At 67.5% G+C, this 20,542-nt stretch carries 12 protein-coding genes; 4 read left to right on the top strand and 8 right to left on the bottom strand.

Going from position 1 to position 20,542, the window contains the following annotated elements; genetic code table 11:
• Nucleotides 1–134 precede the first annotated feature (134 nt).
• The 6 genes from AFER_RS05225 to AFER_RS05250 all read right to left on the bottom strand — a co-directional run bounded on the left by AFER_RS05225 (nt 135) and on the right by AFER_RS05250 (nt 9,401).
• Entirely contained in the window at nt 135–983 is an 849-nt protein-coding gene (locus AFER_RS05225; protein WP_015798443.1) for a molecular chaperone TorD family protein, read from the bottom strand.
• A complete protein-coding gene (locus tag AFER_RS05230; RefSeq protein WP_015798444.1) occupies nt 964–3,897 on the bottom strand; it encodes a molybdopterin dinucleotide binding domain-containing protein in 2,934 nt (977 codons plus the stop codon). Before AFER_RS05230 ends, AFER_RS05225 begins: the two co-directional genes overlap by 20 nt.
• Nucleotides 3,898–3,917: 20 nt before the next feature.
• Complete coding sequence (locus AFER_RS05235) at nt 3,918–5,333, bottom strand: 4Fe-4S dicluster domain-containing protein (RefSeq protein WP_171788954.1); 1,416 nt, start codon at nt 5,331–5,333, stop codon at nt 3,918–3,920.
• 404 nt (nt 5,334–5,737) lie between these two features.
• The gene (locus tag AFER_RS05240; protein WP_015798446.1) at nt 5,738–5,983 is read right to left on the bottom strand and encodes a YgaP family membrane protein; all 246 of its coding nucleotides are present in this window, start codon (nt 5,981–5,983) and stop codon (nt 5,738–5,740) included.
• 86 nt (nt 5,984–6,069) lie between these two features.
• Complete coding sequence (locus AFER_RS05245) at nt 6,070–8,613, bottom strand: glycosyltransferase family protein (RefSeq protein WP_015798447.1); 2,544 nt, start codon at nt 8,611–8,613, stop codon at nt 6,070–6,072.
• Nucleotides 8,595–9,401, bottom strand: coding sequence for a glycosyltransferase family 2 protein (locus AFER_RS05250; RefSeq protein ID WP_015798448.1), 807 nt, complete (start codon nt 9,399–9,401; stop codon nt 8,595–8,597). The genes AFER_RS05245 and AFER_RS05250 overlap by 19 nt, the downstream gene beginning before the upstream one ends.
• A 398-nt stretch (nt 9,402–9,799) precedes the next feature.
• Between AFER_RS05250 and AFER_RS05255 the strand changes: the two genes are divergently transcribed.
• Together AFER_RS05255 and AFER_RS05260 are read left to right on the top strand one after the other, a co-directional pair.
• The gene (locus tag AFER_RS05255) at nt 9,800–13,795 is read left to right on the top strand and encodes a ribonucleotide reductase barrel domain-containing protein (RefSeq protein WP_015798449.1); all 3,996 of its coding nucleotides are present in this window, start codon (nt 9,800–9,802) and stop codon (nt 13,793–13,795) included.
• A gap of 403 nt (nt 13,796–14,198) precedes the next feature.
• Nucleotides 14,199–15,887, top strand: coding sequence for an FAD-dependent oxidoreductase (locus tag AFER_RS05260; protein WP_015798450.1), 1,689 nt, complete (start codon nt 14,199–14,201; stop codon nt 15,885–15,887).
• 49 nt (nt 15,888–15,936) lie between these two features.
• On the opposite strand, the gene AFER_RS05265 is transcribed toward AFER_RS05260, so the two are convergent.
• Both AFER_RS05265 and AFER_RS05270 read right to left on the bottom strand, forming a co-directional pair.
• Complete coding sequence (locus AFER_RS05265) at nt 15,937–17,556, bottom strand: AMP-binding protein (RefSeq protein WP_015798451.1); 1,620 nt, start codon at nt 17,554–17,556, stop codon at nt 15,937–15,939.
• 179 nt (nt 17,557–17,735) lie between these two features.
• On the bottom strand, nt 17,736–18,338 hold the full coding sequence (locus AFER_RS05270) for a TetR/AcrR family transcriptional regulator (protein ID WP_015798452.1): 603 nt from the start codon (nt 18,336–18,338) through the stop codon (nt 17,736–17,738).
• Nucleotides 18,339–18,523: 185 nt separating this feature from the next.
• Here AFER_RS05270 and AFER_RS05275 point away from each other — a divergent pair, with 185 nt between their 5' ends.
• Together AFER_RS05275 and AFER_RS05280 are read left to right on the top strand one after the other, a co-directional pair.
• On the top strand, nt 18,524–19,669 hold the full coding sequence (locus AFER_RS05275) for an acyl-CoA dehydrogenase family protein (protein WP_015798453.1): 1,146 nt from the start codon (nt 18,524–18,526) through the stop codon (nt 19,667–19,669).
• Entirely contained in the window at nt 19,666–20,475 is an 810-nt protein-coding gene (locus AFER_RS05280; protein ID WP_015798454.1) for a TIGR03084 family metal-binding protein, read from the top strand. The genes AFER_RS05275 and AFER_RS05280 overlap by 4 nt, the downstream gene beginning before the upstream one ends.
• Nucleotides 20,476–20,542: the final 67 nt, after the last annotated feature.

The following is a 20,542-nucleotide window of genomic DNA, read 5'->3' on the forward strand; positions in this document are numbered from 1 at the left end:
ATGGCGGAGGCGGTGTGCTTCGAGCGCCGCTCGCGGCCGAGTTCGCTGCGCTGTGCGCTCTCGCTGCTCGGGTGGGGCGGAGTGGGCAGGCGCTGCCGACGGCTCGTGCCGTGACGCGCCCAGCGGCGGAGCGCTCAGCGTTCGGAGCCGGGGCGTGCTTCGAGTTCGGCGAGGCGCGCGAGCAGTGCCGAGCGCCGCTCGTGCCACCAGTGCTCGACGGGGGCGAAGGCGCTGCCGAGACGCCAGCGATCTTGTTCGGTCGCGCTCTGGCGTACGAGGGCGAGGGCCTCACGGGGGTCTGCCTCGAGGAGCGATCGGAAGCTGAAGCGACGGCCTCCGAAGCGGATGGGCACCTCGGCGCGGTTGGCGGCGGCGAGAATGCCGCGCCGCGTGAGCACGATCCCCGACAGGGCGGGGGAGAGGCACAGCTCGAGGAGCCCGTCGAGGTCATCGGGAGTCTCGAGATCCGGGGCGGCTCGCAGGTGCAGTGGGAGAGCCGAGGGCACACCCAGGCGTTCGGCGAGGCTGTTGAGGGTGGCGAGGAGGTGTTCTGCCCACGGTGCGTACTCGGGGGGACCGAGTGCGCGAGCGGCGCATGCGTACAACGGACCGATCGGTGCGAGCTGCTCCCAGAGGAAGGCGCGTGCGAAGTCGAGCGCATCGCGATCGAGCGCGGCGGCGAGGACGGAGAGCAAGAAGCCCACGTGATCGCAGAGCGCTGGGGTCGTGAGATCGGCGACGTAGGTCGCGAGGAACTCGCGTGTGCGCTCCGTGGGCTCGCCGCCGAGCAGCGGGCCGCGCGTCAGGAAGAAGCTCGTGTAGGGGGGCAGCTCGAAGTCGAACAGCTCGGTGAAGGCGGCACGCGAGCGTCCTACCCCGAAGAGGGCGAGGAGCTCGGGGTCGGGCTCGGGGTTCTCGCTGAGCTCGGCGAGGCCCCGGACGACCTCGGCGAGCTTGCGCGTGTCACTGTCGAGTTGGTTCACTGGCGGTCGCCGAGGTCGGGAGTCGGAAGGCCTCTGGGGTCGGCTTGAGCGGACGCATGAGCCAGCGAGGGCGGCGCGTCCCGTCGGGGCTGACCTCGCGGGCGGAACGAGCGAGCTCGAGCCAGCGGTGGAACACCTCGCGCGAACGAGCGGTGTCGACGTAGACCTCGGCGTGGCGGTCGCCAGGCTGGGCTCGGGTCACGGTGACGACCTGGTGCCAGCAGTGCATCCCCGAGATCGGATCGGGGTGCACGCCGAAGGTGAGGTTCTGGTGCACGCCCACGTCGGTCCACCAGATGCGCTGGGTGTCGGGATCGGCCGACTCGTAGGGCGCGACGCCGTCGGAGGGGTCGAGCGTCCAGCGTGATCCCTGGCGGCGCAGGGCGACGAGACGCATCATGCCCTTCGATCCGACGTCGCCGAGGCGCCACCGTCCCATGTGGTGCGAGCAGGCGACGACACCGGGACGGATGCCTTCGGTGACCCACGCCTTGACGACGAAGTAGCCGAGATCGGTGGTGACGCGGACGAGCTCACCGTCGCGCACGCCGATGCGGGCCGCGTCGGTCGGATGGATCCACAGTGGGTTCGTGTGGGCGATCTCGTCGAGCCACTTCGAGTTGGCCGACCGGGTGTGGATCTGCACGGGCAGGCGGAAGGTCGAGATCAGGGGCATCTGCCCGTCGGCGAGCTTCGACGGATGGACGTGGCTCGGGATGTAGGTCGGGATGGCGTACTCTGGCCATCCCCACGAGGCGACGGTGGCCGAGTAGAACTCGAGCCGACCGGAGGGCGTGGGGAAGCCTCGCAGGATCGCGCCGTCGACCTCGACGCCGACGGGCCGACGTCCCTCGTCGTCGGGGCTCGGGTCGCCGGTCGGGACGATGTTGGCACTCGCGGGCTTCGGAGCTCGAGTCCAGACCCGGCCATGGTCGTCGACGTGGACGTCGTCGAGTTCCTCGGCCGGGACGGGCCGTTCGTAGACCTGGCCGACCTGGCGCGCGACCTCGAAGGCACCGTAGCGGCGCATGTAGCCGAGCGGCGTGAGGCCCTCCTTGGCCGCGGCTTCGGGGAGTCCTGGCACCGAATGCTCGAACATCCAGGCGTAGTACTCCTCGACGGAGAGCTTCTGGCCGGGGTTGGCTCGAGACTCGAAGTAGCGCCGGATACCCAGGGAGCCGTCGGGGTCGATGCGCCACGACAGCTCGATCCAGAACTCGTTCTCCTCCCACACCTCACCGGGATTGACCTGGCGGGTGTCGGTGACGGTCTCGCCGAGACGCTCACGAGCCGCTCGGAGCACGGGTTGGCGAAACCCGATCCACTGGCCGTCGTACTGCTCGTAGGAGTGGGTGTCGTGGCGTTCGGAGGCGTGACCCATCGGCAAGATGTAGTCCGCGAAGAACGCGGTCTCGTTCCAGGTGGGCGTGAGCGCGACGTAGCACCCGACTTTGTGCTCGTCGAGCAGCATCTCGATCCAGGCAAAGCCATCCGGGTTGGTCCACACGGGGTTGTAGACCCTCGTGAAGTACACCTCGAGTCGCTTGCCGTACTCCTCCATGAGGTGCGGGAGCAAGAACGAGAGCTCGTTCTGGGCAAGTGGATAGTCGACGGGCCAGGACAGCTCCTGCCAGACCTTCGGGTGCGGCGGGACGTGGATCGGTCGTGGCACGAACTTGTTCCAGGCATTGAGGTTCGTGCCCCCTGGCGTCGCGACGGCCCCCAGTAGTGCGTTCAGGAGGAACAGCGTCCGAGAGACCTGCCAGCCACCGAGGTTGCCGGCGGCTGCCGAGCGCCAGGTATGCGTGGCGAGCTGGGTGCCGGCGTCGGCGACGAGCTCGGCGACCTCGCGGAGCGTGGCTTCGTCGACACCGCTCTCCTTGGCCGCGTACGCGAAGGTGAAGTCGGAGTAGAGCTGCTTGAGCACCCCCACGAAGGCATCGAAGGTCACCGGGAGCTCGGGGTGGACCGCCTCGAGGTACTCGCGCCAGTTCCACCACCGCTCGACGAAGGCGCGGTTGAAGCGGTCGTGCTGGATCAGGTAGTTCGCGATCGAGAGGTTGATCGCCGCTTCGGAGCCGGGCCACGGCGACATCCACACGTCCGCGTGCGTCGAGGTGTTCGACAGGCGCGTGTCGGCGACGATGAGCTTCGCGCCGCGCTCGCGGGCTTCGGTGATGCGCTGCGCATGAGGGTTGAAGTAGTGACCGGTCTCGAGGTGGGAGCTGATGAGGTAGATCACCTTCGCGTTGGCGAAGTCGGCGCTGGGCCGATCGATCCCGCTCCAGAACTGATAGCCAGTTCGTCCACCCGACGAGCACACGTTGGTGTGCGAGTTGTGGCCGTCGACGCCCCAAGCGGCAAGGACACGCTCGGTGAAGCCGTCTTCCCCAGGACGACCGAGGTGGATCATGATCTCGTTCTGGCGGTCCTCGACGAGCGCCTGGCGGAGGCGACGGGCGAGATCGTCGAGCGCCTCGTCCCAGCTCACGCGCTCCCACTTCCCGCTCCCGCGGGCCCCCACCCGCCGAAGGGGGAAGAGGATGCGGTCAGGGTCGGTGATCTGGTTGAGCGTCGCGGGACCCTTGGCGCAGTTGCGCCCTCGCGAGCCGGGATGTTCGGGGTTGCCCTCGAACTTGCGCACGGCCAAGGTGTCGCGATCGACATAGGCGAGGAGGCCGCAGGCGCTCTCGCAGTTGAAGCAGGTGGTGGGCACGAGCATCGATCGATGCTCGACGCGCTTCGGCCAGGCGCGCGAGTCGAGCTCGACCCAGTCGTCCCAGCGCTCCTTGGGCGGGAAGCTCGCGAGGTCGATGCGCGAGGGCCCCTGGTAGAAGGTTTCCCCGCGTGCCTCGGTCTGCTCGCGGAGCGCGCGAATGCGAGCCGAGAGAGATTCGACGTCGTTCGTAGCCATGGTGGTCGTACCTCCGAGGGTTACGCCAACGGGACGCGTTGGCCGGCTTGGACGTAGGCGTGTTCGAGCGGGAGGATGCACAGGAGCGCTGCTGCGGCAAGGGCCATGCCGAGCGGGGTGAGGATCCCGACGAGATCGAGCGCGAATCCCAGCCAGAAGAGGCGCCCGAGTGCGCCGTGGGTCATCTCCCACACGGCAAGGTGGGCCTTGGCCGTGGGGTGCGTGATGGTGATCTCACCCACCACGAGCAGCGCGTTCAGGATCGCGAGCGCGCCTGTGAGACGCTCGAGGTAGCCGACCGTCGAGCCGGGATCGGTGATGGCCGCGACGAAGACGCTGACGGCCGATCCGAGCAGGAGCGCCTGGATGACGAGGTGGATCGGCATCAGGGGGCTCTGCCAGAGATCGCGTGCTTTGGCTTGGGCGAACAGGAACGCGGTATAGAGCGCCGCGAGTGCGGCAAGGGGAATCCCCGGGATGGCGAGGATGCCCATGGCGGTCGAGCTGTGCAGGATGCCGGCGATGAGGGTCAGCGTGTCGATGCCGCCGAAGAGGAGGAGTCCGTAGCCCCCCCTGACGAGCCAGCTCTCGGGTCGACCCTTGAGGAAGAGCAGGTAGAAGCGTTCGGGATGCTTGAGGTCGCCGATCAGGAGCCCCCCGGTGATCGCGAGGAAGGCGAGCGAGATCGACGGTCCCCAGATGCGGACGAGGTCCGACGAGAACGGCAGCTTCCCGAGCAACCACAGCGTGATCGGCACGAGGTAGGCACCGGCCGAGAGGCCCTTCGTCCAGGTGTAGAGGCTGACCAGGCCGCCCCACGGTGCATTGTGGGCGACGTCGTAGACCAGCTTGGCCTTGGCCGACGAGTTCGGCACGTGGGCGTCGGCCGGGTGGCCCGAGGCGATGACGTGCGGTCCGCTCGGGATCTGGGACCACATGTACGTATCGCCGCGCGGACGCTCGGCCGCGATGGGATCCAGGGTTGCCTGGTGTGCGCCGCGATAGAACAGCTTCGGACGGGTCCCCTTCTCCGGGTTGCGCACGGCCACCGGGGTGCGGTGGACGACGCGGGTCGCGCGTGCGGTGTCGTCCTCGAGCTTGCCGATGAGGATGGCCTCGGTCGGGCAGACGACGACGCACGCCGGTTCGAGGCCGATGTCGAGACGATGCGCACAGAAGTTGCACTTCTCGGCGGAGTGGTCCTCGGGATTGATGAAGATGGCGTCGTAGGGGCATGCGGCCATGCACGCCTTGCAGCCGATGCAGATGGCCTTGTTGAAATCGACGATGCCATCGGGTCGCTGATACATCGCCCCAGTCGGGCAGGCCGCGACGCACGGTGGGTTGGTGCACTGGTTGCAGCGTGTGACCTGGAACGAGCGCCGAACCTGCGGGAACGTACCGACCTCGACGGCCTTGACGTAGGTCCGCGTCACCCCCAGCGGGACCTGGTTCTCCGACTTGCACGCGGTCGTGCACGCATGGCAGCCGATGCACTTGGTTTGATCCAGGACCTTGATCCAGGTCTCTTTGGATGTCGTCCGTTGCTCCGTGAGCACGCTCGCCCCACCCCCTGCAGCACACAGCCGTGCGTACGATCGGCGCACGCACGCATGTCAACGCATACCCAGTGGGGATTCTAGGAACGTGCTGCGGCTACGTCCAGGAGGCGCCACGGCGGCCCCGGGACGACAAAGGCAGCCCATCAGGGCGTGTGAGCTGCGATGATGGGCGATTCTGCCGCCAGAGGCTCACAGCTGGCCGGGTGGCGAGATGTGAGCCCTGGCAACGCTATTGCCTGCGTGACAGGCGTTATTCGAGGAGTGATCGAGCCGCAGAATTAGCGCATCGCGTGTTCGCGCTCGGCTCGGGCGCAGAAGGCGCAGCCGACGGTCGTTCGATCGCCGAAGAGCCGATAGAGCGGGCAGTAGCCGGTCAGCCCGGTGATCAGCATGATGGCCGCGAGCGCGTAGAGAACAACGCTGCCGACGCTGCCGTTGCCGACCATGACGCCAAGCGCCCAGAACACTGGCGTCGCGACGACGATCCGCAGTGCTCGATCCCAGATACCCATGTTCCGTCGCATTGGTGCCTCCTTGAGTGGTCCTAGACCATCCAACGCGCGGCTCCGACGAGCAACGTCCCGGGCGGCACCGACAAGCGACGAGGGTCCTAGGAGGTCGGGACCTTCGTCCGACGACGGGTGAGGACGAGAGCCCCTACGAACCAGGCGGCGAGGCCGAGGGCGCTCGCGGCGAGGCCCTCGCCGAACCGTGGAGCGTGGTAGCTCATGACGAGGTGCTGGCGCCCAGCTCCGACGTCGACGGTCATCTGATCGGAAGGGCTGGAACCAACGGGAGCCGGGTGACCGTCGAGCTGGGCCGACCAGCCGGGCGCCCACGCGAAGGGGAGGACGAGCCGGGTCGGGTGGGTCGTGACGACGGTCGCCGTGATGGTGCCCGATGCAGCTTGGGAGGCGTCGAGGACGCGCAGGCCCTGCTCGGGCTCGATCCAGTGGGCGGGCTCAGGGAGCTCGAATGCGAGTGCTGCGCCCCGAACGATCAGTTCGTGCCAACTGCTCGGAGCGAGGGCAGTGTCGAGCGGGCCACCGAGGAGGTAGGCGCCGCTCGAAGCGACGGCGACGACACGGACGGGGAGCGTGGCGCCCTTGGAAGCGCTGAGACGGACGCTCTGGACCGTCTCGCCGCCGGGAATGGCGAGCTGGACGGACGATGCCCGGTGCTCGGTCGCGGCCTGGATCGTCGCGCCGCTCGTGAGCGTCACGCTCATGGCCAGGCGTCGGACGGGACTGGCGACGGTGGCGGTGAGCTTCGTGACGCCGGTGAGATCGCCGGCGTAGACGTCGAGGCGACCGTCGCGGAGCGAGAGCGGAGATGACGCGGGGAGTCGGGACGCCGTCGGAGCTTCCGTGGCGAAGTAGCGGCGTGAGGTGACGACGAGGCGGACATTGAAGTCGCGAACCAAGGTGGACAGATCGGCCGGATCGAACGTCGACTCCGGCTTGGTGCCGGTGGCGGCGTCGTAGCGAGCGAGGCCGAGCGAGCTGTAGCCCGAGGCCGACAGTGTGTGGGCGTAGATGTTGGTGTCGGGCTGCGCGTCGGTCGCGATCAGGCTCTCGTAGAGATAGAGCTCAGGGTCGTAGACGACGTAGCGCAGAGGTCGTCGGAGCAACGATGCGACCGTCGGTGCCGTCGGCATTCGCACCGGTGGCGAGAGCGACGAGAGCAGCGGGAACTCGAGGACTTGGTTGGCGACGTCGAGGACGAGGACGAGGACGAGGATGCGCAGGGCCCAACCGCGCAAGGGCGAGCCGAGGAGCACGATGGTCGCCGCTCCCACGGCGATGGCCATGACGACGAGGTAGCCGCGCAGTGCGGCGAGGGAGATCCCTGTGGGCAGCGACACCACGTTGAAGTGTTCGAGCAGCGCAGCGGGCGCGACGATCTCGACGAGCGCAAAGCCCACGGCGAGGGTGCCAAAGACGATGAGTGCCACTCGAGTCGGGAGGTGGTGGCGGAAGGAGTCGGGGTGGGCAAGTGCCCAGTCGGCGCTGCCGGCCGCGAGGAGCACGGCGGCGAAGTCGACCCCGATGAGGTAACGGGACGCGAGTCGCTGGAGGTCGAACAGCGGGAGCCGGTAGACGAGGTGCGCGAACGGCGTGTGGCCACCGAGTGCGAACAGCATGCTGAGCACCGCCGCACTCCACAGGGCAGGTGCTGCACCACGTCGGAGCGTGCTCGCACGGGGACGCACGGCTGCGAGGAGGAGGAAGGCGAGGCCGAGCGCGGTGATCGAGACGTTGATCTCGTAGGGGTTGTAGTTGCCGAAGTAGGAGATCAGCTCTCCCCCAAAAGCCATGGGATAGACGGCGAGCGGCGTGAAGATCCCCGAAAACGGTCCGGCACCGGCGTAGTGCGGGGGCAGGTGGGCTCGCGTCGACAGGGCGGTAAAGGCGAGCCCGGGTACCCACTGGATCGCTGCGAGCATGAGTGCTTCGAGCGCGCAGATCGCGATGACGACGAGATCACGAACGTCGAGTCGTCGCCCGAGGGTCCACACGACGGCGGCCACCGCCAAGACGACGAGGCCCGCGAGCATGGCTTCGGGCGCGCCGGCGAGCACGTCGAGCGCGAAGCCGGCAGCGAGCCCGAGGGCGTTGGCAAGTCGAGAGGAGCGTCCGTAGGCGAGGCGAGCCAGGAAGACGAAGGCAAGCATCCATCCCGCGTCGCCTTCGATCATGTCGAGGTGGACACTCTGGCCGATCGCCGCACCCGTGAGGGCGAGGACGAGGCCGGCGACGGTGGCGACCTTGACCCCGATGCCCAGGGTTCGCGCCGAGAGATACCCCGACAGTGCGATGGTCGCGAAGGCGGATCCGGCGGCGACGGAGAAGGCGAGCCCCGTCGGGAGGACGATGAACGGGATGATGAAGGGGCTGAAGGCACCCGCGTTGAAGCCAGCGGCGAGGGGCACGCCGCTCCAGATGGCGGGATCCCACAGTGGCCAGGAGCCATGGCGCAGGTCGAGGCCGACGAGCGTGCGAAGCGGTGCGTTCTGCGTCGCGTTGTCGCCAAAGAGGAGTGGGTGCCCCGCGAGTGCCGGGACGACGAAGAGGACGATCGGGACGACGATGAGGATGACGACGGCTCGGCGCGCACCGGCATCGCCCGTGGTCGTCAGCGCGGCGCGATCCATCGCTCACGAAGATAGGTACGCGCCACCACGCGCCCATAGCGCAGGCCGTAGCGCCAGTTGCGGCCCTTCTTCGAGGTGCCGGCGCGGCGAGCGACCATCGTGACAGGGAACTCGACGATCGTTGCGCCGGCGAACGCTGCGGCGAGGAGGAGTTCGGCGGATTGGTACTGGGGCTGGTCGAGCCGGAGCCGTCCGAGGAGCTCGGCCGCGATGACGCGGATACCCGATGACGTGTCCCCGACCCGCTGACCGATGAGCGCGGACACGACGAGCGAGAAGACTCGAACGCCAAGGTCGCGGATGGGGTCGCCCACCGTGCTCGTGCCGAGTCGGCGTGAGCCTTGTGCGAACGTGGCGACGTGGTGATCGACGAGATCCACGCCCGTCGCAAGGTCGGCTGGGTCCCACTGGCCATCGGCGTCGACGATGCCGACGATGCGTGCGCCCCGACGGATCGCGAGGAGGTAACCGAGACGGAGTGCAGCGCCTTGGCCGCGGTTGATCGGGACGTCGAGGACGAGCGCACCTTCGCGGCGTGCCACGTCGACGGTGGCGTCTCGGGAACCATCGGACACGACGACGACGAGCGGTGGTGAGCCGGCGAGCTGTCGGGGCACGCGCCGGATGACGTCGGCGATGGTGGCTTCCTCGTCGAATGCGGGGATGACCACCATGACTGCCGCCTCGGGCAACCTCGGGTTGTCGTCGTCGAAGCGTGCGAGGACGAGGCGGTCGATGGCGTCATCCGGGTCGAAGGCTGCGCTGCGCACGTCGGGTGTGACGCGCACGGGACCACCACCTTTCTCGAGCCGGATCCTCGCGATGTCCGAGGCTCGGCTCATCCTAGGGGCGCGCGCGAGGAGGCCAGGGCCGAGCGCTGCGAAGGCGGCGCGAACAGCGCCACCGCGGCCCCGATCGGTGCTAGCATGCGCTGGCACAAACCCTACGGATAGGGTGCGAACGACACACGAGGGCACTAGTTCTGTGGTAGCGTTTCGCAACACGGTCGATCGGCTACGGACGGTGGTGGATCGGGGTTCGGGGCTGGAGGCCTCCAGTCCAGAGGTGGAGGACGAGCAACGTCGGTGGGCTGCGTCGGTCGGATGGGACGCACGTTCACGCGGTCGTGACTCAGCAGGCCAACGGACGTTGGCCTGACCAAGAAGGGGAGTGAGAGGGAGGCGCAGTGGCAAGGTCCACGAGTGCACGGATTCAGCGGCATTTCACGGCTCCGGGGCTGCACCCGTACGAGACGGTGGGATGGGAGCGTCGCGACGCGCGGATCACGAACTGGCGTACCGGCGACGTCGCCTTTGAGCAACGAGACGTCGAGGTTCCCGTGACGTGGAGCCAGAACGCCACGAACATTCTCGCGCAGAAGTACTTCCGGGGCCATCTCGGCACACCGGAGCGGGAGGGCTCGTTGCGCCAGGTCGTCGATCGGATCGTGAATCGGATCGTGGCCTGGGGCGAGGCCGATGGCTACTTCGCCGACGACGACGAGCGCGATGCCTTCGCGGACGAGTTGCGCTGGCTGCTCGTCCATCAGCGAGCGGCGTTCAACTCGCCGGTCTGGTTCAACATCGGGGTCGAGGGCGTGCCGCAGCAGGCGAGCGCCTGTTTCATCCTCTCCGTCGATGACACGATGGAGTCCATCTTGAACTGGTACCACGAGGAAGGGATCATCTTCAAGGGTGGTTCTGGTGCCGGGGTGAACCTCTCCACCATCCGCTCCTCGGTCGAGCCGTTGGCAGGTGGTGGCACCGCTTCGGGGCCGGTGAGCTTCATGCGAGGCGCCGATGCCTCAGCGGGCACCATCAAGTCGGGAGGCAAGACGCGGCGGGCTGCCAAGATGGTCATCTTGAACGTCGACCACCCCGACGTCGAGGAGTTCGTCTGGACGAAGGCCATCGAGGAACGCAAGGCGCGCGTGCTCGCAGAAGCCGGCTTCGACATGGGCGTCGACGGCAAGGATGCGTTCTCGATCCAGTACCAGAACGCCAACAACTCCGTGCGCGTGACCGATGAGTTCATGCAGGCCGTCGTCGAAGACCGGGAGTGGGAACTGCGGGCGGTGACGACGGGCGAGGTCACCAAGACGGTGCGTGCCCGTGACCTCTTCCATCAGATCGCCGAGGCCGCCTGGGAGTGCGCTGATCCAGGGCTCCAGTTCGACACCACCATCAATCGCTGGCATACCACGCCGAATGCCGGGCGGATCAACGGGTCGAATCCGTGCTTCCCGGGCTCGGCCAGGGTCCACACCAACAAAGGCCTCATCGCCTTCGAGGAGTTGACCAGGCGCGTGCTCGATGGCGAGGAGTTCCTGGTCTACACGCACGACAGCACGAGCCCTGACGATCCTACGGAGCAGGTGCTGCTCTCCTCGCCAGAGGCGTTCATGGTCACCGGGTACAACCAAGTCGTCAAGTTGCGCTTCGACAACGGCGCCGAACTTCGCTGCACACCGGGACACCGCATCTTCACGGTCAATCGCGGTTACGTCGCGGCCGAGGACCTCACCCCGGAGGACGAGGTGCAGCTGCTGGATCTTCCGGCGCCAGCCACGGATGCATCCTGGGTGTTGCCGGTGGCAACCGATCCGGAGTTCTACCATCACAAGGGCGACCGCCGCGACCCGATGACCTTCCCAGAGCGCTGGAGCGAGGACTTCGCCCACTTCTTGGGTTGGCTCATCGGAGACGGGTCGCTCTCCAATGGGACGGTCGTGGCGACCTATGGGTCTCCAGACGACCAGCAGGAGATCTTGCCGATCCACCAGCAACTCCTGCTCGAGATCAACGGCAACAGGCCTCTGAAGGTGTCGACCCAAGCCAACGGCACCGTCCAGCTGCGCTTTGGCAGGCAACGGTTCATGCGGTTCTTGGAAGCGCTCGGCATGAAGAGGGCGAAGGGACCGGACAAGGATGTGCCGTGGGCGATCGAGCAGGCTCCAGCGGAGATCGTCGGCGCCTTTCTTCGAGGCTTGTTCGACGCCGATGGCACGGTGATCGTCGACCGCAACAAGGGGTCCTACGTTTCCCTTGGCTCGATCTCGACGGGCTTGCTCCGCTCGGTGCAGCGACTGCTGACGACGTTCGGCATCACGAGCCGGATCTACAAGACGCGTTCGGGGTCGTCGAATGGGTCGTTCTCGTACACCGGGCGTGATGGGGACGTGAGGGTGTACCCGAACCACGATGCTTATCAGCTACGGATCACCTCGGCGTCGATCGTGCGCTTCGCCGAGCACGTCGGGTTCGGCCTCGGCGCCAAGCAGGCGCGGCTGCGCGACATCGTGGGTGGACAGCAGTCCTACGAGGTTCGGCGGACGGCGCGGCTGACGGAGCGTCTCGAGGACGGGATCGAGCTCACCTACAACCTGAGCGAGCCCAAGAACCATTCCTACATCGTCGATGGGATTGTGGTCCGGAACTGCTCGGAGTACATGCATCTCGACAACTCGTCGTGCAATTTGGCTTCCATCAACCTGCTTGCCTACCTGGACGAGGACGGCAACTTCGACGTCGAGGGGTTCCGTCACACGGCGCGAGTGCTCATCACGGCGCAAGACATCCTCGCCGGCAACGCCGACTACCCGACACCGAGGATCGCGGAGACGTCGCGGGCCTATCGGCAACTCGGGCTCGGCTATGCGAATCTCGGGGCGATGCTGATGGCGCTCGGGCTCCCATACGACTCAGACGGCGGGCGCGCCTATGCGGCTGCGGTGACGGCGCTCATGACAGGAGCTGCGTACGAGCGTTCTGCAGAGCTCGCCGAGCGCCTCGGCCCCTTCGCTGGATACGCCGACGATGCTGAGTCCATGCTGCGGGTGCTCGGGATGCATCGCGACGCCTTGGCGAAGGTCGATGGCGCTCCGGAGGCGATCGTCGAGGCCGCTCGTGCTTCGTGGGACATGGCCATCGCGCGCGCGAGCGAGGTCGGCGTCCGTAATGCCCAGGCATCGCTGCTCGCGCCGACCGGCACGATCGGGTTTCTCATGGACTGTGACACCACCGGTATCGAGCCGGACTTCTCACTGGTGAAGTACAAGACCCTCGTCGGTGGCGGCACCATGAAGATCGTCAACCAGACCGTGCCACGGGCGTTGCGGACACTGGGGTATCCGGAGCACGAGATCGACCAGATCACGGCCTATCTCGCCGAGCACGACTCCATCGTCGGTGCGCCTGGGCTCAAGCCGGAGCACGAAGCCGTCTTCGCATGCGCTGTCGGGGAATACCCGATCAGCCCGACGGGACACCTCGCGATGATGGGGGCCGTGCAGCCGTTCCTCTCTGGTGCGATCTCGAAGACGGTGAACCTGCCGAGCACCTCCACCGTTGAGGACGTGGAGCAGACATACCTGGATGCCTGGCGGCTCGGGATCAAGGCGGTCGCGCTCTATCGCGACGGATCGAAGGTCGGTCAGCCCCTTTCGACGACCCATGAGGAGGATTCTGAGGCCATCACGTCGCTCAAGGAACAGCTGAGCGAGCTCGAACGCCAGCTCGCAGCCTCGCGGACGCGCCCCGTTCGGGAACGCTTGCCGCGACACCGGCGGAGCCGTACCTATGCGTTCCAGGTCGCTGACGCCGAGGGCTACGTGACGGTCGGGGAGTATGACGACGGTCGTCCGGGCGAGGTGTTCGTCAAGGTCTCCAAGCAAGGCTCGACGCTCGCTGGTGTGATGGACGCGTTCTCTATCGCAGTGTCGCTCGGGCTCCAGCACGGCGTGCCTCTCGAGACGTTCGTGCGCAAGTACGTCAACATGCGCTTCGAACCGGCCGGCATGACCGATGACCCGGATGTGCGCATCGCCTCGAGCCTCGTCGACTACATCTTCCGCCGGCTCGCCATCGACTATCTGCCGCGAGAGGTGCGCGAGGACCTGGGGGTGCTGACGACGGCGGAGCGGCGAACGGAGTTGCTGTTCCCAGTCGAGGAGGTCAGTGAGCCGACAACGCGTGCGAGTGCGCAGACGTACTCTCAGGCTGAGCATCGCTTGGACTCGGGTCGGGATGACGTCGTGCATGAGACTGCGACTCGTGAGAGCGGGCTGCACGTCTCGGCGAGCGCGTCGGACGCACCGTACTGCTTCTCGTGTGGCAACGTCATGCAGAGGTCTGGCTCGTGCTACGTCTGTCCTGCGTGCGGGACGACGAGCGGTTGTAGTTAGGTCGAGCCTGTCGCGAGTTTTCGCGTTGCGAGTTGCGAGTTTCGCGACCCGGGGTAGACGCAGACGGTGAAGGGTCATGATGCAACCAGGGGCGCCGCATGAGCGGCTCCCCTGGTGCTGTCATACGGTAGGGCGGGAGCCGCCTTGGCAGCGGTTCCTCACATCGATGCTGCTCTCCGGTGAGAAGAGTCGGGCCTCTGATCCCTGCGAGCGATCGGCCGAGTAGCCGCGTCGGTCGCCCGCAGAGATCGTGGTCGCGGTCGAGGCGTCGGGCCGGCGGGACGAGAGCGAGCAGCGCTCTCGTCGTGAACCAGGGCCGAACGTCGGGTCGTGCTGGACCACAAGTCCCTTCGTGGACCCGCTCTGGGAGCGACGCCATGGCCCTACTAATACCCTCTGGGGTATGACGAATACCACAACGTCGCACGAGCGGCCGGAGGGGGTGGGGCGGCGCATCGTCGTCGTCGGTGGCGTCGCTGGCGGTATGTCGGCTGCTGCGCGTCTTCGGCGACTCTGTGAGCATGCTTCCATCACCGTGATCGAGCGATCCGGACACGTCTCCTACGCCAACTGCGGTTTGCCCTACTACGTCGGCTCGGTGATCGAGGACCGTGAGGACCTCGTGCTCCAGACGCCCGAACGTCTCCAGGCCCGCTTCCGGTTGGACGTTCGAGTCAACGCCGAGGTTGTCTCGATCGATCGTGAGCGTCGCGAGGTCCGTGTCCGCAGCGTGGAGACCGGTGAGGCCTCGGTGCTCCCCTACGACACGCTCATCCTGAGTCCTGGGGCGGTCCCGATCCGCCCGAGCATCCCCGGGGCAGACCGGATGCGCGTGCTGCGCACCGTCGAAGATGCCGAACGGCTCGCCTCGGAGGTGACGACGCGGCCTCGGAGCGCGATCGTCGTCGGCGCGGGGTTCGTCGGTCTCGAGACGGCAGAAAACCTGGCTCACCATGGCATCCCAGTGACGGTGGTCGAGGCGCGATCGCAGGTGCTGCCGGTGCTCGATCCAGAACTCGCCATCGCGATCGAAGAGACGCTGGAGCGCCACGGCGTCCGTGTGATCACGGGGGCTGGGGTGGCCGAGGTCCATGCGTGGGGCGTCACGCTCGACGATGGCCAGGAGGTCGAGGGAGACCTGGTCGTGGCTGCTGTCGGTGTGCGTCCGGACGTTCGACTGGCTCGCGCAGCAGGGCTCGAGCTCGGTCCGCACGGCGGCATCCTGGTCGACGAGACCTCTCGCACGAGCGACCCGGCGATCTATGCCGTGGGTGACGCGGTCGAGAAGGTCGACGCCATCAGCGGATCGCTCGAGCTCGTGACGCTCGCACATGTCGCCAACCGCCAAGGCCGGCGAGTCGCCGATCACATCTGTGGACGCGCGGTCGAGGCGCGACCGTCGATCGGCACCGCGATCGTGCGCATCTTCGACACGGTCGCCGCATCGACCGGCCTGAGCGAACAGCGCCTACGGGCACTCGGTCGTGCGTACCAGGTCGTGCGCGCGCACCCCATGAGTCACGCGAGCTACTACCCAGGTGCCCAGCCGATGTCGCTCAAGGTCATGTTCGACCCGAGCGACGGGCGCATCCTCGGCGCGCAGGCGGTCGGCGGCGAAGGGGTCGACAAGCGCATCGACGTGCTCGCGACGGCGATCGCGGCAGGATTGCCGGTCGACGAGCTCGCGAACCTGGAGCTCGCCTATGCACCGCCCTTCTCGTCGGCGAAGGACCCCGTGAACATGGTGGGTTACATCGCCGAGAACATCCGGAGCGGTACCTGCGACGTGGTGGAGCCGGAGGAGGTGGAGTCGCTGGTGCGCGATGGGTGGACGCTGCTCGATGTGCGCACCGCCGAGGAGCATCGGCACGGTGCAATCCCAGGCAGCGTCTCGGTACCGGTCGACGAGCTGCGCGAGCACCTCGAATCGCTCGGGGACGGGCCGTTCGTGGTCTACTGCGCCGTCGGGCTCCGTGGTCACGTCGCTACCACGGCGCTCCTCGAGCATGGCTTCAAGGCTCGCAACCTGAACGGTGGGCATCGCTCGTGGGCAGCGTGGAAGGCTGCTGAACGCATGGCGCTCGCCGGGTGAGCCGGCTGAGGCTCACCCGGCCACGATCGGCGTCACCATCGACCCATGGCTAGGCCCGCTCGGATTCTGCCGTGGTGGCGAAGTAGTCGCGGTACTGGCTTCGAAGGAGGTGCTTCTGGACCTTGCCGGTGGCGGTGCGTGGGAGTTCGTCGACGAGGATCACCGCCTTTGGCACCTTGAAGCCGGGGAGGGCGCTGCGGGCCGCGGCGAGGACGTCGGTCTCGGTGAGTCCTGAGCCGGGGCGTGGCCGTACGATCGCAACGACTGCCTCGGTCCAGTGCGCGTGCGGCAGGCCCACCACGACGACCTCGTCGATGCGCGGCTCAGCTCCGTAGAGTGCACGCTCGACCTCGAGGGATGCGACGTTCTCGCCGCCCGTCTTGATCACGTCCTTGCGGCGATCCTCGAACCACAGCACCCCGTCGGCATCGAGGTAACCCACGTCGCCGGAGTGGAACCATCCCCCGGCGAACGCCTCGTTCGTCGCCTGCTCGTCGTGGAGATAGCCCTGCATCGCGTGAGGACCGCGATAGACGATCTCGCCACGCGTGTAAGCGGGCACGAGCTCGCCGGCGTCGTTCACGATGGCGACCTGCACGTTCGGCACCGCGCCCCCCACGGCACCGGCGTGGGAGAGCTGTTGCTCCGGGAGGAGCACGGTGGTGAGGGGATTCATCTCGGTTTGGCCGAAGCCGAGGGCGAGGTCGCAGCCGAGCACCTCCGTCACGCGCTTGACGTCGGTCTCGGCCATGGGCGCCATGGCGTAGATCCCGAGTCGGAGGCTCGAGAGGTCGCGGCGGGAGACGTCGGGGTGATCGATGAGCGCGCGGTACATCATCGGCAGGAGGAAGATCTGCGTGATCCGTTCGCGCTCGATGCTCGCGAGCAGAGCCGCAGCGTCGAAGGATCGGTGCAGGACGACGGTGCCGCCGAGGTAGAGCAGGCCCGTGGTGAGGCCGTTCAGCTGCGCCGTGTGGAACAGTGGCATCACGACGGCACTGCGGTCGGCGTCGCTGTAGTGCATCACGATCGGACCGGTGAGCGACTCGATGTAGACCGCGACGTGACTCGAGACCACACCCTTGGGCGCCGACGTGGTGCCACTCGTGTAGAGGTAGGTCAGCGGATCTCGGTCGTCGACGAAGCAGGCCGGCTCGCTGGTTGCGTTCGGGTCGACGAAGGCATCGAGCGTGTGCCAGGTGCCCTGTGGCGCTGGTTCCCACTCGGCCCCTGTTCCAGGGGCGACGATGACGTCGACGAGGTCGTGGTGCTCGGCGATCGCCAGCGCACCGGAGATGAGGGGGACGAACTGGGCCTCGACCACCGCGCCGCGGGCTCTGGCGTGGCCGAGCACGTAGGCCAGCTCGTTGGGCCCCCACGCCAGATTGATGGGCACGCAGACGGTGCCGGTCTTGGCGCAGGCGTAGTAGGTGACGAGGAACTCGATGCTGTTGCCGCTGATGAGCAGGAGTGCGGTGCCCCTGCCATAGCCCGCGTCGAGGAGGGCATGGGCGAATGCGTTCACACGGTCGTTCAGCGCTCGGTAGGTCAGTCGCTCGTCGCCCGCGATCACCGCCTCCTTCTCGCCGAGACGCCACGCGCTCCGCGTGAGCATGTCGCCGACGTTGACGCGCTGAATCAGGTTGCGTTCGAGATCGTGCGATGTCATGGTTCCCCCTGTCCTCGGGGCCGGTCCTCGGGGCCTGTCCTCGAGCGTGTGCTCGGAGCTACGTGCGCCAGACCACCTCGCCCCCCGCTCGTTGGCAAGTATGCCAGGGGCTGGTCTCGCTGTCGAGGGATCGAGGACCGTCTCGGCGGGCGGGTGCGATCACCCGTGAGAAGGTGCGATCAGGGAGCGAGGCCGATGGCGCGCGCCCAGATCTCGGTCATCGCATCGACGGCGGCCTCGTCGTCGAAGGGGAGGCCGAGGTCGTGGCTGCGCTCGACGAAGTTCTCGACCATCCCGCACAGCAACGCCGCCGTCACGTCGGCGTCGAGGGTCGGGTCGGCGACTCCTTGCGCTTGGAGCTGGCGGAGGCCACGAGTGGCCCGCTCGATGAACACCGAGCGCGAGGCGAGTCGGCGACGTCGGACCTCGTCGTTGAAGGACGCGGCCTGGACGATCACTCCGTAGAGGTTCCCATGGCGACGGAACGCCTCGACGAAGCGCGCGTTCGAGGTGCGGATGCGCTGGCGTGGGTCTGGACCGGCGACTTCCCCGACGTGCGACTGCTCGTAGAGCGCGGCGATGAACGCATCGACGAGCGCGACGAAGATCGCGTCCTTCGAGTCGAAGTAGGTGTAGAAGGTCCCGATCGCGACGTTCGCGCGCTCGGCGATGTCGCTCACCCGGGTCTCGAGGAAGCCACGCTCCTCGAAGACGGCACGAGCGGCCTCGAGCAGCCGGTCCCTGGTACGCCGTCCGCGTTCGGTGACCGGGGCGGCGCTCATCGCCTCGGCTCGCCGGAGCGCTCGACGAGTCGCACGGTCGGGGTCGGGAGCTGGTCGAGGCTCCGGGGATCATTGCGTGCGGTCACGGTGACGGGTACGCTACCAGATGAAAGTGACGTCAGGTTCATGTTCTGGCATCGGCGTGGCCGGCGGCCCTCGCGGTCGCCTCGAATCGAGGGGGGAGCATGCGCTTCACCGAGGAGCACGACGTCTTTCGACGCAGCGTACGTGGGGTGCTCGAGCGCGAGGTGCTCCCGCACCTGGAGGAGTGGGAACGGGCTCACAGCTTCCCGGGCCATACGGTCTTCAAGGCCCTCGGCGCCGCCGGTCTGCTCGGCCTCGAGTACGACCCGGCCTACGGCGGCCAGGGCGCGGACCACTCCTACACGGTCATTTTCGGCGAGGAGCTCGGTCGCATGGGCTTCGGGGCGCTCGCCATGGCCATCTCGGTGGTGACCGACATGGCGACCCCGTCGCTGGCCCGTTACGGCTCGCACGAACTCAAGCTGCACTATCTCGTGCCGACCCTGCGGGGGGACTCCATCGCATCGGTCGCGGTGTCGGAGCCGGACGCGGGTTCTGACGTCGCGGCGCTCCGGACTCGCGCCGTGCGCGACGGCGACGACTGGGTCATCACCGGCACCAAGCTCTACATCACGAATGGCACCCAGGCAGACTGGATCTGCCTGCTTGCGCGCACGAGCGATGAGGGCGGCTATCGGGGGATGTCCCAGATCGTCGTCCCGACCGACGCGCCGGGGTTTCGGGTCGCGCGCGCCCTCGACAAGCTCGGCAACCACGCCTCCGACACCGCCGAGCTGGTGCTCGAGGAGTGTCGCGTGCCCGTGTCGAACACCATCGGGACCATCGGGCGGGGCTTCCAGCAGCAGATGGCACAGTTCCAGAACGAGCGCATGATCGCGTCCTACTCGGCGGTCGGCGCGATGGAACGTGCGCTCGAGCGAACCGCGGCCTATGCACGCGAGCGGATGGTCTTCGGGGAGCCACTCCTTGCCAAGCAGTACGTGCAGTTTCGCTTGGCGGAGCTCAGCGCCGAGGTCGATCTGCTTCGTCACTACAACTACGCGTGCGCCGAGGCCTATATGGCAGGCGAGGACACCACGCGCTTTGCCACCATTGCCAAGCTCACCGCGGGCCGCCTGAGCCGCGCCGTCGCTGACTGGTGTCTGCAGCTCCACGGTGGGGCTGGCTACATGGAGGAGACGTGGGTGTCGCGCTACTTCCGCGATGCGCGGCTCCTCTCGATCGGAGGCGGTGCCGACGAGGTGATGCTCCAGATCCTGACGCGCCTCGAGGGCTACGAGCCATGAGCGGATCCGGGCTCGATCTCGTCGGGCTCATCGACGACCTCCAGGCCGAGCACCGAACCCTCCGTGCGACCCTCCACGACGCAGGGTGGGAGGTGTGGGAGCTCCCGACGCGCGCAGCGCCGTGGCGGATCCGAGAGCAGGTGGCCCACCTCACCTTCTTCGACGAGGTGGCCATGTGGTCGATCGACCACCCTGAGCGCCTCGACACACTGCGCGCCGCGTTCGACGCATCCATCGATCCGAGCGAGCGCGCCGACGTGGTCTGGGCACGCGAGCTCGCTCCCCAGACCCTCTGGGAGCGCTGGTGCCGAGCGAACGACACTCTCGTTACCCGGCTCGCCCGGCTCGTCGACGAGGATCCCGGACGGCGCCTCGACTGGATCGGGCCGTCGATGGGGCTTGCGAGCTTCGTGAGCGCGCGGCTCATGGAGACCTGGGCACACGGGGTCGACGTCGTCAACGCACTCGGCCACGACGTGGCGGACACGGTGAGCGACCGGCTTCGCCACGTGTGCTTTCTCGGTTGGGCCGCGAGACGCTTCGCCCTTGCGACCCACGGCATCACCGACCTCGACGATCCACTCCGACTCGAAGCGATCGGGCCCTCGGGCGAGCTCTGGGCCTGGGGGCCCGAGGATGCCCCGAATCGCGTGCGCGGCTCGGCGCTCGAGATCGCCCTCGTCGTGACGCAGCGACGCCACGTGTCACGCACCTCGGTCGAGGCCACGGGGGCGCTTGCTCGTCGTTGGCTCGAGGTCGCCCAGGCCTTCGCCGGCCCACCGACGGTCGCCTCGAAGGAGCGCTGAGCCGTGGCAGCGCCGATCCTCGAACGCCCCGTCGACCCGCGCGACCCAGGCTTCGTCGCGAACCGGG

The sequence above is a fragment of the Acidimicrobium ferrooxidans DSM 10331 genome (genome assembly GCF_000023265.1).
Lineage (GTDB): Bacteria > Actinomycetota > Acidimicrobiia > Acidimicrobiales > Acidimicrobiaceae > Acidimicrobium > Acidimicrobium ferrooxidans.